Annotated in this window: 10 protein-coding genes and 1 other RNA gene; 1 reads left to right on the top strand and 10 read right to left on the bottom strand. The window is 72.4% G+C overall.

The features are described 5' to 3' along the window. Window positions 1–191 precede the first annotated feature (191 nt). The 9 genes from ACWERV_RS29835 to ftsE all read right to left on the bottom strand — a co-directional run bounded on the left by ACWERV_RS29835 (window position 192) and on the right by ftsE (window position 10,955). A complete protein-coding gene (locus tag ACWERV_RS29835; protein WP_452938911.1) occupies window positions 192–2,471 on the bottom strand; it encodes a HelD family protein in 2,280 nt (759 codons plus the stop codon). Between the two features lie 177 nt (window positions 2,472–2,648). Further along, window positions 2,649–3,236, bottom strand: a complete 588-nt coding sequence (locus ACWERV_RS29830; protein ID WP_452938909.1) for a CGNR zinc finger domain-containing protein — start codon at window positions 3,234–3,236, stop codon at window positions 2,649–2,651. A gap of 804 nt (window positions 3,237–4,040) precedes the next feature. Continuing rightward, entirely contained in the window at window positions 4,041–5,189 is a 1,149-nt protein-coding gene (locus tag ACWERV_RS29825; protein ID WP_452938907.1) for a uroporphyrinogen-III synthase, read from the bottom strand. A 130-nt stretch (window positions 5,190–5,319) separates the two neighbouring features. Further along, entirely contained in the window at window positions 5,320–6,684 is a 1,365-nt protein-coding gene (locus ACWERV_RS29820) for a nitrate/nitrite transporter (RefSeq protein ID WP_452938904.1), read from the bottom strand. Window positions 6,685–6,868: 184 nt separating this feature from the next. Next, window positions 6,869–7,238, bottom strand: a transfer-messenger RNA (tmRNA) gene (ssrA, locus tag ACWERV_RS29815). 126 nt (window positions 7,239–7,364) lie between these two features. Then, window positions 7,365–7,841: an SsrA-binding protein SmpB gene (gene smpB, locus ACWERV_RS29810; RefSeq protein WP_398181011.1), complete on the bottom strand. Its 477-nt coding sequence runs from the start codon at window positions 7,839–7,841 to the stop codon at window positions 7,365–7,367. Between the two features lie 18 nt (window positions 7,842–7,859). Next, window positions 7,860–9,131, bottom strand: a complete 1,272-nt coding sequence (locus tag ACWERV_RS29805; RefSeq protein WP_452938900.1) for a S41 family peptidase — start codon at window positions 9,129–9,131, stop codon at window positions 7,860–7,862. A 99-nt stretch (window positions 9,132–9,230) separates the two neighbouring features. Next, entirely contained in the window at window positions 9,231–10,148 is a 918-nt protein-coding gene (ftsX, locus tag ACWERV_RS29800; protein ID WP_452938897.1) for a permease-like cell division protein FtsX, read from the bottom strand. A 117-nt stretch (window positions 10,149–10,265) separates the two neighbouring features. After that, a complete protein-coding gene (gene ftsE, locus ACWERV_RS29795; RefSeq protein ID WP_031525191.1) occupies window positions 10,266–10,955 on the bottom strand; it encodes a cell division ATP-binding protein FtsE in 690 nt (229 codons plus the stop codon). Between the two features lie 332 nt (window positions 10,956–11,287). Here ftsE and ACWERV_RS29790 point away from each other — a divergent pair, with 332 nt between their 5' ends. Beyond that, entirely contained in the window at window positions 11,288–11,479 is a 192-nt protein-coding gene (locus tag ACWERV_RS29790; RefSeq protein WP_031525189.1) for a hypothetical protein, read from the top strand. 133 nt (window positions 11,480–11,612) lie between these two features. Here ACWERV_RS29790 and ACWERV_RS29785 read toward each other — a convergent pair whose 3' ends face one another. Further along, window positions 11,613–12,584, bottom strand: a complete 972-nt coding sequence (locus ACWERV_RS29785) for a hypothetical protein (protein WP_452938894.1) — start codon at window positions 12,582–12,584, stop codon at window positions 11,613–11,615. Between the last annotated feature and the right edge of the window lie 190 nt (window positions 12,585–12,774).

Raw genomic sequence — 12,774 nt, 5'->3', positions numbered from 1 at the left:
GCCCCTGGTGGTTGCCCTCTGCGCGCAGAGTGACCGTTTTTCAGGGGCGCGGGGAACTGCGCGACCAGCCCCCACCGGCGGAAAGTGAACCCTCCACCGCAAGGGGCAGCGCCCCAAAGGGGCGCGGGGAACTGCGCGCTCGGCCCCCACCGGGGGAAGGGGAACTGCCACCGCAAGGGGCAGCTCCCCGCCTAGGGGAGGAGGAGGTCCGGGACACCCGCGGGGTTCGGGGAGTCGGGGGCCGTCGCCAGGACGGCAAGACGCTGGGTCGCCCGGGTGAGGGCCACGTACAGAATGCGAAGGCCCGCGGGGGACTCCTCCGCGATCTCCGCCGGGCTCACGACGAGCGTCGCATCGTACTCCAGCCCCTTCGCCTCAAGGCTGCCGAGCGCGACCGCCCGGTCGCCCAGCCCGTCCAGCCACTCCCGCGCCTGCGCCCGCCGGTGCATGGCGACCACGACGCCCACCGTGCCCTCCACCTCGCCGAGCAGCCGCTCGGTCTGCGCGCGGACGTCCGCGCCGAGGTCGTCGCCGGCGACGGCGAAGCGGGGCGCGATCCCGGTGGAGCGGACCGCGCGCGGCGGCTGCGTCCCGGGCATCGCCAGCGCCAGCACCGTGGAGGCGACCTCGGCGATCTCCGCGGGGTTGCGGTAGTTCACGGTGAGGGTGAAGCGCCGCCGCGGCCGCGTCCCGAGCGCCTCGTCGCGCGCCTGCGCGGCCTCGTCCACGTCGGACCACGAGCTCTGCGCGGGGTCGCCGACGATCGTCCAGGTCGCGGCGCGTCCGCGGCGGCCGACCATGCGCCACTGCATGGGTGTGAGGTCCTGCGCCTCGTCGACGATGACGTGCGCGTACTCCGTACGTTCCTCCTCCAGCCGCTCCGCGCGCCCGCGCCGCCCGCCGGCCATCCGGTCGGCGTAGGTGGTGACCTCCTCCAGGCCGGTCAGCTCGTCGAGCGGGTCCGCCTCGCGCCGTACCGGCCGGGGCAGCGGCCCGAGGAGCGCGGCCAGCTCGTCGAGCAGCGCGACGTCGTGCGTGCTGACGCCCGTGCGGCGCAGCGAGCGGGCGACCCGCCGGATGTCCGGCGGGGTGAGGGTGCGGCGCGCCCAGCGGCCGAGCCGCCTGTCGTCGGCGAGCGCGGCGAGCACCGTGCGCGGCTCCAGCAGCGGCCACCACGCGTCGAGGAAGTCGGTGAAGTCCTGCTCGGTGCTGATGTCCTCGTCGAAGCCCTGGCGCTCCTCGGCGGCGAGTTCGGCGTCGTCGAAGGTCCGCCCGGTCTTGCGCCACAGCGCGTCCAGCAGCAGGCGGCGGGCGCGCGGCCGGAGCAGGTTGACCGGTGCGGTGCCGCCGAGGACGTTGCGGCGTACGGCGCCCAGTTCGCCGGCGGTCAGCTCGATGCGCCGTCCGAAGGCCACGACCCGCAGGGTCTCGGGCGCGCCGGGCACCGCGTCGAGGCAGCCGCGGGCGGCGCTGCGCAGCACCTTGAGCATCCGCAGCGAGCCCTTGACGCGGGCGACGGCGGGCTCGTCGTACAGATCGGCGGTCACACCGTCGACGAGCGAGCCGAGCGCACGGATCGCGACCTGCCCCTCCTCGCCGAGCGACGGCAGCACGCCCTCGGTGTACGCGACCAGCAGCGGTGTGGGGCTCACGCACAGGATGCCGCCGGCGTAGCGCCGCCGGTCCTGGTAGAGGAGGTAGGCCGCGCGGTGCAGGGCGACCGCGGTCTTGCCGGTGCCGGGCCCGCCGGTGACCTCGGTGACGGAGGCCGCGGGCGCCCGGATGACCATGTCCTGCTCGGCCTGGATGCTCGCGACGATGTCGCGCATGCTGTGCGTCCTGGCCTGGCCGAGCGCGGCCATGAGCGCGCCGTCGCCGACGACCGGCAGGCCCGTCGTCAGGTCCGGGCGCAGCAGGTCGTCCTCGACGCCGAGGACCCGGCGGCCCTTGGAGCGGATGACGCGGCGGCGCACGACACGCCCCGGCGCGACGGGCGTCGACCGGTAGAAGGGCGCGGCCGCGGGCGCCCGCCAGTCGATGACGAGCGGGGAGTAGTCGGAGTCCAGCACGCCGATCCGGCCGATGTGCAGGGTCTCGGCGATGTCGGCGGTCGCGTCGGGACGGATCGCGTCGTCGGCGGGCTCGACGGAGGTGTACGCGCCGTCCGCGCCCTTCTGGCCGTCCTTGCCGCGCAGCAGGTCGATCCGGCCGAAGAGGAAGTCCTCGAACTCGGAGTTGAGGCGGTTGAGGTGCACGCCGGCCCGGTAGACCTGCGCGTCGCGCTCGGCGAGCGCGCCCGGCGTGCCGACGTGGCCGGCCTTGGCCGCGTCGCTCATCAGGAACTCCACCTCGTGGATCTTCTCCTCCAGGCGGCGGTAGACCCGGTCGAGGTGGTCCTGCTCGACGGCGATCTCCCGCTCCCTGGCGCCGCCGCCCCCCTGCCGGTCCTGAACTGCGGTCTGCGCGGCCACGCAGGGCCCCCTTCGTCCTTCGTCCGTACGTCATGCTTGCGCCCGCGGTGTCCCGTTCCGTAGCCCGTTCCGCGCGAACGACAGCCTGCAACCGTACGCGACCTGCGCGCTTCTGCCCACCCGGCGGTACCGGCCCGACCTGTCGGATTCGCCCCGGTGGGCCCGGGGCGGCCCCGCTCAGGCGTTCCGCAGCGCCGGACCGGTACGGCGGCGGTGCCGGGCGACACGCTCGCGGTTGCCGCACACCTCGCTGCTGCACCAGCGGCGGCGCCTTCCGCGGGAGGTGTCGAGGTAGACCAGCGAGCAGTTCTCGCCCTCGCAGCGGCGCAGCTGGGAGCGGGCGACCGGGTCCGTGAAGAGGTCCACCGCGTCCCGCGCGACCGCCGCGAGCAGCGAGGCCGCGTCGGGGGGCGCGGCGAGGGTCCGGGTCAGCTCGCCGTCCGGCCCGAGCGCGGCGCGCGGGGCGGGCGGGGCGTGACGGGCGAGCGCGTTCAGCCGGGCGACCGCGTCCGGCGGGGGCGGGGCGGCGGTGAGCTGCGCCTCCACGAGCTCTTCCAGGAGGGCGCGCAGCTCGCGCAGGCCGCGCGCCCAGGCGGCCCAGTCCGCGTCCGCGGGCAGCGGGGTCCCTGGCGGGACGAGGCCCGTGCCGTACAGCCACTCGGTGACGCGGTCGGCGCGGTCGAGGCGCTCGCCGACCGGGCGGGCCACGCGTGTCGCGACGAGGTCCAGGCAGACCCGCCCCCCGTCGAACCTCAACTCCCCCACGGTCCCCTCCCTCCCACACGGTCGCCCCCCAGAGTGCCGCGCCCTCGCCGGGGGGGCTAGATCCGTGACGCTCCGTTTCTGCGCGGTGCGGTTTCGCTGCGCGAGCTTGCGGTGGGTGGGGGTTGCTCGCGCAGTTCCCCGCGCCCGTGGTTGTTGCCCGGCGGGGCATCGCGCTTCCCCTCAGGGGGGTGGGGTCGGGTGCCGCCACGGGGCACCTCCTCGGAATGCGCCTTCACCCTCTTACTGTGTTGGTGAGGCACCGACAGCGCATTCCTGCGGGGGCACCCCGCACCGTCCCCCTCCAGCCCGGTTCAGCGGCTGCCTGCCGGTGGGGGTGATGCGCGCGGGGTGCGGGCACCCGTTTTTCCAGGGTGCTGGGCGCTGGTACGTGGGACAGCACCCGTCTTTCCGGGGCGCGGGGCACGGGAGCGTGGGACAGCACCCGTCTTTCAGAGGCCCGGGGCACGGCAGCGTGCGAGAGCACCCGTCTTTCAGAGGCCCGGGGCACGGCAGCGTGGGACAGCACCCGTCTTTCAGAGGCCCGGGGCACGGCAGCGTGGGACAGCACCCGTCTTTCAGAGGCCCGGGGCACGGCAGCGTGGGACAGCGCCCGTTTTTTAGGGGCGCGGGGAACTGCGCGCTCAGCCCCCACCGGGGGAAAGGCGGCATGCCACCGCAAGTGGCAACCACCCAGGGGCGCGGGGAACTGCGCGACAAGCCCCCACCGGGGGAAAGGCGAACTGCCACCGCAAGTGGCACCCCCCGGGGCGCGGGGCACCGCAGGGCGCGGCCCGGAGCGCGAGGTCAGGACGGCGGAGCGTACTTGTCGGCGTGCGGGTCGAGCGCGAGGCGGTAACCGCGCTTGACCACGGTCTGGATGAGGCGCGGAGCGCCCAGCGCGGCGCGGAGCCGGGCCATCGCCGTCTCGACGGCATGCTCGTCCCGCCCGGCCCCGGGCAGCACCCGCAGCAGGTCCGCCCGGGAGACGACCCATCCGGGTCGCCGCGCGAGGGCCCGCAGGAGGGCCATGCCGGCGGGCGGCACGGGCCGGAGCGCGCCGTCGACGAGCGCGGCCTGGCCGCGGATCTGGATCTCGTGCCCGGCGACGGGAAGCGGCCGGACCCGCCCGGGAAGCTCGCGGGCGAGGAGCTGGACGAGGGGTCCGAGCCGGAAGCGTTCGGGCTGGAGGGTGGGGATGTCGTGCGCCTGGAGGGGCAGCGCGGTGACGGGCCCGACGCATCCGGCGAGGACGTCGCCGCGGAGGGCGTCGAGGTAGGCGTCGAGGCGGCCGCGCTGGGCGGCGCGGTTGAGGAGGGAGGCGGAGGCGGGGGCGCTGGTGAAGGTCACGGCGTCGAGGGCGCGGGAGGTCACCGCGTCGAGGAGGCGGTCGACGGGGGCGAGGTCCTCGGGGGGCATCCAGCGGTAGACGGGGACGGCCACGACGCGGGCCCCGGCGGCGCGCAGCGACTCGTTGAAGCCGGGCAGCGGCTCCCCGTGCAGCTGGACGGCGACGCAGCGGCCGTCGACGCCCTCGTCCAGGAGGCGTTCGAGGACCTCGGCCATGGATTCGGAGGCGGGCGACCACGCCTCGGTGAGCCCGGCGGCGCGGACGGCGCCGCGTACCTTGGGCCCGCGGGCGAGGAGTTCGACCTCGCCGAGCCGCCGCAGCAGCGCTTCGCCGAGGCCCCACCCGTCGGCGGCCTCGATCCAGCCGCGGAAGCCGATCGCGGTGGTGGCGACGACGATGTCGGGCGCGTCGTCGAGGAGTTGCTTGGTCGTGTCGAGCAGTTCCGCGTCGTCGGAGAGCGGCACGATGCGCAGGACGGGCGCGCGCAGCACCGCGGCGCCGCGGCGTTCCAGCAGTGCGGCCAGCTCGTCGGCGCGGCGGGCCGCGGTCACGCCGACGGTGAAGCCCGCGAGGGGCGGTACCGCCGTGGGGGAAGTCGGCTCCATCGTCTCGTCCACCTTGCCGCTCGGTTTCCTGTTGCGCCCCGCCGCCCCGCCCGGGGACTCGCATCGTCCCAAGGCGGGGTGACGGGTTCGGTTCGCCGGGATTTCCCGGGTGTTACGTGGTGCGCGCCGCTCACACCTCGGCGTACGCGGCGGAGGTCACCGGCGTGGCCTGTTCCCCCGTGGTGCCGGTGCGGGCGGGGCGGCGCAGGTATACGGCCCAGGTGACGAGGAAGCACACCGCGTAGTAGGCCAGGAAGGCCACGAAGGCGGGGGTGCCGTCGGCCGTGTCGAGGAAGGACTCGCGGAAGGCGAGGTTGATGCCGACGCCGCCGAGCGCGCCGACCGCGCCGATGAGGCCCATGGAGGCGCCGGACAGCCGCCGGGCGTGCGCGGCGGCGGCCTCCCCGGTGAGTCCGGAGGCCTCGGCCTTCTTCTGGAAGATGCCGGGGATCATCTTGTAGACCGCGCCGTTGCCGAGTCCGCTGAGCACGAACAGGGCGATGAAGCCGGGCAGGAAGAGCCCGAGCGACTCGCGGGCGGAGGCGGCGATGACGACGCCGGTGGCGGCGGCCATGGCGAGGAAGTTCCACAGCGCGATGCGCCCGCCGCCGAAGCGGTCGGCGAGCCGCCCGCCGACGGGCCGGACCAGCGAACCGAGCAGCGGTCCGATGAAGGTGAGGTAGGCGGCGTGCAGGGGGGTGCGGCCGAACTGGTTCTGCAGCACCAGGCCGAAGGCGAAGCTGTAGCCGATGAAGGAGCCGAAGGTGCCGATGTAGAGGACCGACATGATCCAGGTGTGCGGGTCCTTCGCGGCGTCGATCGCGGCGCCGGTGTCGTTCTTCACGGGCGCGAGGTTGTCCATGAAGAGCGCGGACAGCAGCGCGGCCACGACGATGAGCGGGATGTAGACGGCGAGCACGACCCGCGGGTGCCCGGCCCCGGCGGTCGCGATGACCAGCAGCCCGACGAGCTGGATCGCGGCGACCCCGATGTTGCCGCCGCCCGCGTTGAGGCCGAGCGCCCAGCCCTTCTCGCGCAGCGGGTAGAAGGCGTTGATGTTGGTCATGGAGGAGGCGAAGTTCCCGCCGCCGACCCCGGTGAGCGCGGCGACCACCATGAGCGTCCCGTACGACACCCCGGGGTGCATGACGACGGCCGCGGTGGCGGTCGGCACGAGCAGCATCAGCGCGCTGACGATCGTCCAGTTCCGCCCGCCGAACACCGCGACCGCGAAGGTGTACGGCACCCGCAGCACCCCGCCGACCAGGGTGGGCAGGGCGACCAGGAAGAACTTCCCGGCCGGGTCGACGTGGTAGTCGGGCCCCATGAAGAGCACCATCACCGACCACAGGCTCCAGATGGAGAAGCCGATGTGCTCGGAGAGCACGGAGAAGACGAGGTTGCGCAGCGCGGTTCGCCGCCCCCCGCCCTCGTTCCAGAACCGCTCGTCCTCGGGATCCCACGTCTCGATCCACCGGCCCGTCCACCGACTCATGGCGCCTCCCTGTGTGCTCCGCCGGATGTCGCCCCCGACGATAGGAACGCCGCGTTACCCCCTGATGCCCCGACGTGACACGAACGCAACCGTGCTCTCATTCCCCGCCCGACCCCCCTGTGAGCCCCCCGAAACGCCGAACGGCGCCCCCCGCGTGCGGGAGGCGCCGTTCGGCGCATGGGATGAGTGGAGATGGCGGGAATCGAACCCGCGTCCTGTGGTGCGGAAACAGGGCTTCTCCGAGCGCAGTCCGCTGTGCTTTTCTCGGCCCCGGCGGTCACGCGGACAAGCCGCCGACGGGCCCAGTCACTGTTTGATTTCCTTCAAGGACCCGTGACCGGTCCTAGAAGTTTAGATCCCTTGATGATGCCAGGATCCGGGTCGGGATCACCCCCGGGCTGACACTTCGCAAGTCGCTACTTAGGCAGCGAGGGCGAAGGAATCGCGCTTGGTGTTGGCGATTATTGGTTGCGACATATGGTTAACGAGATCATTGCCGCTTCCTCGGCTCGCTTCCCCTGCTTCGACATCCCCAGTCGAAACCGATCATCCCCATGTGGTGTTTTCAAGGTGCACACCGGACTCACCATGGCCCGGTGGCGCTGCGTCCATCGTACGTGATCAGCGCGCGGCGCGGCCAGCGTATTCCCCCGGGAGGCCCCAGGAAGGCCCCGGAGGGGTCAGCGCTGGCGGCGGCGGGCGGCGGACACCGCGCGGTCGGTCTCGCGGCGGTCCTGCTTCTCGCGCAGGGTCTGCCGCTTGTCGTACTCCTTCTTGCCCTTCGCGACCGCGATCTCGACCTTGGCGCGTCCGTCCTTGAAGTACAGGGCGAGCGGCACGATGGTGTGGCCGGTCTCGTCGTACTTCTGCTGGAGCTTGTCGATCTCCGCGCGGTGCAGCAGCATCTTGCGTTTGCGGCGGGCGGTGTGGTTGGTCCACGTGCCCTGGGTGTATTCCGGGATGTGCACGTTGTGCAGCCACGCCTCGCCGCCGTCGAGCTGGCCGAAGCCGTCGACGAGGGACGCGCGTCCCTGGCGCAGCGACTTCACCTCGGTGCCCGTGAGCACCAGGCCCGCCTCGAACGTGTCCAGGATGAGGTAATCGTGCCGCGCCTTCTTGTTCTGCGCGATCAGCTTGCGACCGGTCTCTTTTGCCATAGCGGGCCCATTCTCGCACTACGAGGGGGTACCGAGGCCAGCCATTACCGAGCGGGCCTCGGCGAGGGCGTCGTCGCCGCCGGTCACCTGGACGTCGGGCTCGATGCCGTGGCCTTCCACGGTGCGGCCGTCCGGGAGCCGGTAGTGGCCGACGGTCAGCTCGGCCACGGAGCCGTCCGGCAGGGTGCTGGGCATCTGCACCGAGCCCTTGCCGAAGGTGCGCGAGCCGACGACGACCGCGCGGCCGCGGTCCTGGAGGGCGCCGGCCAGCATCTCCGCGGCGCTCATCGTGCCGCCGTCGACCAGCACCACGAGCGGGACGGCGGTGTCGCCGCCGGCGTCGGCGTAGAGCGCCCGCTGCTTGCCGTGGACGTCGTAGGTGGCGACCAGGCCGCCGTCGAGGACGGCGGAGGCGGTGGCGACGGCCTCCTCGACCAGGCCGCCGGAATTGCCGCGCAGGTCCAGCAGCACGCCGTGCCGGGCCGCCCGGACGGCCGCGCGGACCTGCTCGCCGGCGCCGAGGGAGAAGGCGTCGACGGCGACGAGGGTGGGGCCCTGCGGGCCGTCGGGGTGGGTGACGGTGACCGCCTCGGTGGGCAGGGTGGCCCGCTGGACGGTGACGGACAGCCGGCGGTCGCCGCGCAGCAGCACGAGGGTCACGGTGCTGCCGGGGACGTTCTCGCCGCGCAGGTCCGCGACGACCTCGGTGACGGCGAGGCCGGTGCACGCCGTCGAGTCGATGGAGACCAGGACGTCACCGACGCGCAGCCCGGCCGACGCGGCGGGGCTGCCCGCCTGCACACGGGCGATCTCGACCCGCCCGCCGTCCACCTGCCGCACCCACAGGCCCACGCCCACGTAGCGGCCGTCCAGCGCTTCCTGGAGGCCCGCGTACTCCTGCGCGGTGTAGTACGACGACCAGCGGTCGCCGCTGCGGCTGACGAGCCTGCGGGCGGCCTGCGGGCCGGCCGCGCCCTGTCCGGTGTCCCGTGCCGGGTTCGAGGTGCCCGTGCCCGAGGGGCGCTGCCGGCCGGCCGCCGCGGAGCGGTCCTTGCCGCCGCCCGCGCCGTCGCCCGTCGCGCCGTCCGCCTGGGCGGAGTTGGCGCCGCCGAGGGCGGCGGGCGAGGGTGACGTGGCCGCGGCCACCCGGGTCCGCTCCCGGGGTTGCGGCTGCGGCTCGGCGAAGCTGCCCGCGGCGGCGCCGGTGGCGAGCATCGTGCCGAAGACCAACGTCAGGGTGGCCCCGCGGCGGATGCGGCGGGGCGTCCCGAAGAGCAACGGGCCGGACATGGCCGGAAGTCTAGGCGAGAAACGGGCGTCGTACGGAAAGATACGACGTCCGCCGGTAGGTGCTGTGGACACCGCCCGCACGCCCCCCTCCGCCGTCCGTCATACCTTCAGATAGCGGCGCAGCGCGATGAACGCGGCCAGCGCCGGCATCAGTACGCCGATCAGCAGCACCAGCGGCAGCACCTTGACGACGGAGTCCCAGCCCAGGAAGGACACCAGCGGGATCTTCTCCTGGAGCTTCAGGCCCGCGTCGATCATGAAGTACCGCCCGCCGAGCAGCATCACGCACGCCACGCCCGCGCCGACCAGCCCGGCGAAGGCCGCCTCCATGATGAACGGCATCTGGATGTAGAAGCTGGAGGCACCGACCAGCCGCATGATGCCGGTCTCGCGGCGGCGGCTGAAGGCCGACACGCGCACGGTGTTGATGATCAGCAGCATCGCGACGGTGAGCATGAACGCCAGCGCCACGTACGCCGCCTTGGTCATACCGCCGAGCAGCGCGAAGAGGTTCCGCAGCGTGTCGCGCTGGTCCTCGACCGACTGGACGCCGGGCCGCCCCTGGAACGCGCTCGCCACGACGGCGAACTTCTTCGGGTCCTTGAGCTTGACCCGGTAGTTCTGCGGCATCTGGTCGGGCGTGATGGAGCTGGCCATCGGGGAGTTCTTGAACTGCTTCTCGTAGTTCTTGTAGGCGCTCTCGGAACTCTCGTAGTAGACCTTCTCCACCACCGGGAGCGCCTTGATGTCCTGCAGGATCTGGCTCTTCTGGTCGTCGGTGACCGCGCCCTTGGCGCAGCTCGGCGTGGTCGTCGAGTCGGCCTTGTTGCACAGGTAGACGGTGACCTGGACCTTGTCGTACCAGTAGCCCTTCATCGAGTCGACCTGCTTGTTGGCGAGCAGGGCGGCACCGGCGAGGGCGAGCGAGAGCGCCACGGAGATGATCACGGCGAAGGTCATCGTGAGGTTGCGCCGGAGACCGACGCCGATCTCCGACAGGAAGAACTGGAGGCGCATGGGGGGTCGGGGTCCTTTCGGAAGGGGGCTGCTGTCGTACGGCCGCTCCGCCGGGCCGCGGCCCGTAGGGGCCTGCGAGGCTTCCGGCGGGGGCCAGCGGGGGCGCCGCCGCGGGCGCTAGTGCTGGTAGCCGTAGACACCGCGCGACTGGTCGCGCACCAGTCGCCCCTTCTCCAGTTCGATGACGCGCTTGCGCATCTGGTCGACGATGTTCTGGTCGTGCGTGGCCATCACCACGGTCGTGCCGGTCCGGTTGATGCGGTCGAGCAGCCGCATGATGCCGACGGACGTCTGCGGGTCCAGGTTTCCGGTCGGCTCGTCCGCGATCAGCAGCATCGGGCGGTTGACGAACGCGCGGGCGATGGCCACACGCTGCTGCTCACCACCGGAGAGCTCGCCGGGCATGCGGTCCTCCTTGCCGGCCAGGCCCACCAGGTCCAGCACCTCGGGCACGGTCTTGCGGATCGTGCCGCGCGGCTTGCCGATGACTTCGAGGGCGAAGGCGACGTTCTCGCCGACGGTCTTGTTCGGCAGCAGCCGGAAGTCCTGGAAGACGGTGCCGAGCTGGCGCCGCATGTGCGGGACCTTCCAGTTCGACAGCCGGTTGAGGTCCTTGCCGAGGACGTGCACCATGCCGGTGTCGGTCCGCTCCTCGCGCAGGATCAGCCGCAGGAAGGTCGACTTGCCCGACCCCGACGAGCCGACCAGGAAGACGAACTCACCCTTCTCGATCTCCAGCGATACATCGCGCAGGGCGGGACGGTTCTGCTTCGGGTAGGTCTTGGAGACGTTGTCGAATCGGATCACGTTCGCACCAATGGTTTGCGGGGTGAGCGGACTGGGGATGTAGGGCGACACTACGCGAGAGCGCAACTGCCGCGCAGTCGTCGCGGAGGGTTCGTGCGCCGTCCCACAGGGCATAACCGGGCAAGCTCTGGCATTCCCGTCCGGCGGCCGCGGCCTCGCGCCCGCGCGTTCTACCGCCCCCTTGCGCACACCGCCCGGGAACCTGGCACAGTGGAGACAGCGTGACCCCTTCGAGCACACGGTGAACGCACGGTGTCGCAGGACTAGAGCGCGTCCGCTCGGGAACGATTCCCCCACCGGCTGCGTTCACCGGACGGAGTGAGGAGATCACCATGACAGTCGACCGACTGGTGTGCGCGAACTGTTCCGGCCCGGTGGCCGAGGGCCGCTGCCCCGTGTGCCGCGCCAACCGCGCCCGCATGCAGCAGGAGCCCGGCTGGTCCTCGATATCCCCCGCGACCCTCGTCGCCCTCCTGGTGGCCCTCCTCGCGGTCGTGCTGGTCGTGGAGCACGCCACGGCGTGAGCCGCCGTTCGTCACCCTCCGTGAGGAAAAGGCGCCGCTGAGAACACCCGCCGTACATCGGCACAGACCGGGGCCCGGAACGCTTGTCGCGTTCCGGGCCCCGGTCTCGTGCGTGGGTGGCGTACGGCTGCCGTCAGGCGGCGGTGCCGCCGCCGCGACGGCCCGCCAGGCGCGGGGTCAGCGTGAAGCCGACACCGCCCGCGATCAGCGTCGCGGCGCCGATCAGCAGGAAGGTGGTGCCGCTGGAGCCGGTCTCGGCGAGCTGGCTCGTGGTGTTGCCCTGCGGGACCGGCGCCGTGTTGTCGGTGCTGGTGTTGTTGTTGCCGCAGTCGACGCTCTCGCCGGTCAGCGTGCAGGTGTTGTTGTTGCCGTCGGTGCCGGTGTTGCCGCCGTTCTGGTTTCCACCGTTCTGGTTGCCGCCGTTCTGGTTTCCACCGTTCTGGTTGCCCTGGGACGTACCCGCGGACGTGCCGGTCGAGGTGCCGGTGGACGTGCCGGTCGAGGTGCCCGTGGACGTACCGGTGGACGTACCCGTCGAGGTGCCCGTGGACGTACCGGTCGAGGTGCCCTCCGACGTGCCCGTGGAGGTACCGGTGGACGTGCCCTCGGACGTACCGGTCGAGGTGCCCGTGGACGTACCCGTGGACGTGCCCTCGGACGTACCGGTGGACGTGCCCGTCGAGGTACCGGTGGACGTACCCTCCGACGTGCCCGTGGAGGTACCCGTCGAGGTACCGGTGGACGTGCCCTCGGACGTACCGGTGGACGTACCGGTCGAGGTGCCCGTGGACGTACCCGTGGACGTGCCCTCGGACGTACCCGTCGAGGTGCCGGTGGACGTACCCGTGGACGTGCCCTCCGACGTACCCGTCGAGGTGCCCTCGGACGTGCCCGTGGACGTGCCCTCCGACGTACCGGTGGACGTGCCCTCCGACGTGCCGGAGATCGTGCCGTCGGTGTCGCCCTCGCCGTCAAGAGCCTTGACGACCGTGTGGTTCGGGGAGACGGCCTGCGCCGCGCCCACCGCCGTCAGCGACGCGCCGCCGGCGACGACGACCGCCGCGGCTATGCGAGCCACACGCACCCGCGTGTTGCGCTTGCTCATGAGTCAATTACCCCCAGTAGATGTCTGCTTCGGGCTGCGCAGCATCGTGGTGGTGTTGTCACTGGAGGGCTTCGACGCTCTCCCCCGTGCGCTGACTCCTCCGCGCATGCGCATGCCGCGCATTACCCTTGCGGCTTTCCGGCGGACCGTCAAGGGCATTAAGCACACAATGCACCAATTGCCCTGACGT

It is taken from the genome of Streptomyces sp. NPDC004031 (assembly GCF_053604375.1).
This window is presented reverse-complemented; position numbering and strand designations above follow the sequence as displayed.

Coding starts and splice junctions, on each gene's coding strand:
- ACWERV_RS29785 (WP_452938894.1), bottom strand. CDS start 12,584: ATGAGCAAGCGCAACACGCGGGTGCGTGTGGCTCGCATAGCCGCGGCG.
- ftsX (WP_452938897.1), bottom strand. CDS start 10,148: ATGCGCCTCCAGTTCTTCCTGTCGGAGATCGGCGTCGGTCTCCGGCGC.
- ACWERV_RS29790 (WP_031525189.1), top strand. CDS start 11,288: ATGACAGTCGACCGACTGGTGTGCGCGAACTGTTCCGGCCCGGTGGCC.
- ACWERV_RS29820 (WP_452938904.1), bottom strand. CDS start 6,684: ATGAGTCGGTGGACGGGCCGGTGGATCGAGACGTGGGATCCCGAGGAC.
- ACWERV_RS29805 (WP_452938900.1), bottom strand. CDS start 9,131: ATGTCCGGCCCGTTGCTCTTCGGGACGCCCCGCCGCATCCGCCGCGGG.
- ACWERV_RS29825 (WP_452938907.1), bottom strand. CDS start 5,189: ATGGAGCCGACTTCCCCCACGGCGGTACCGCCCCTCGCGGGCTTCACC.
- smpB (WP_398181011.1), bottom strand. CDS start 7,841: ATGGCAAAAGAGACCGGTCGCAAGCTGATCGCGCAGAACAAGAAGGCG.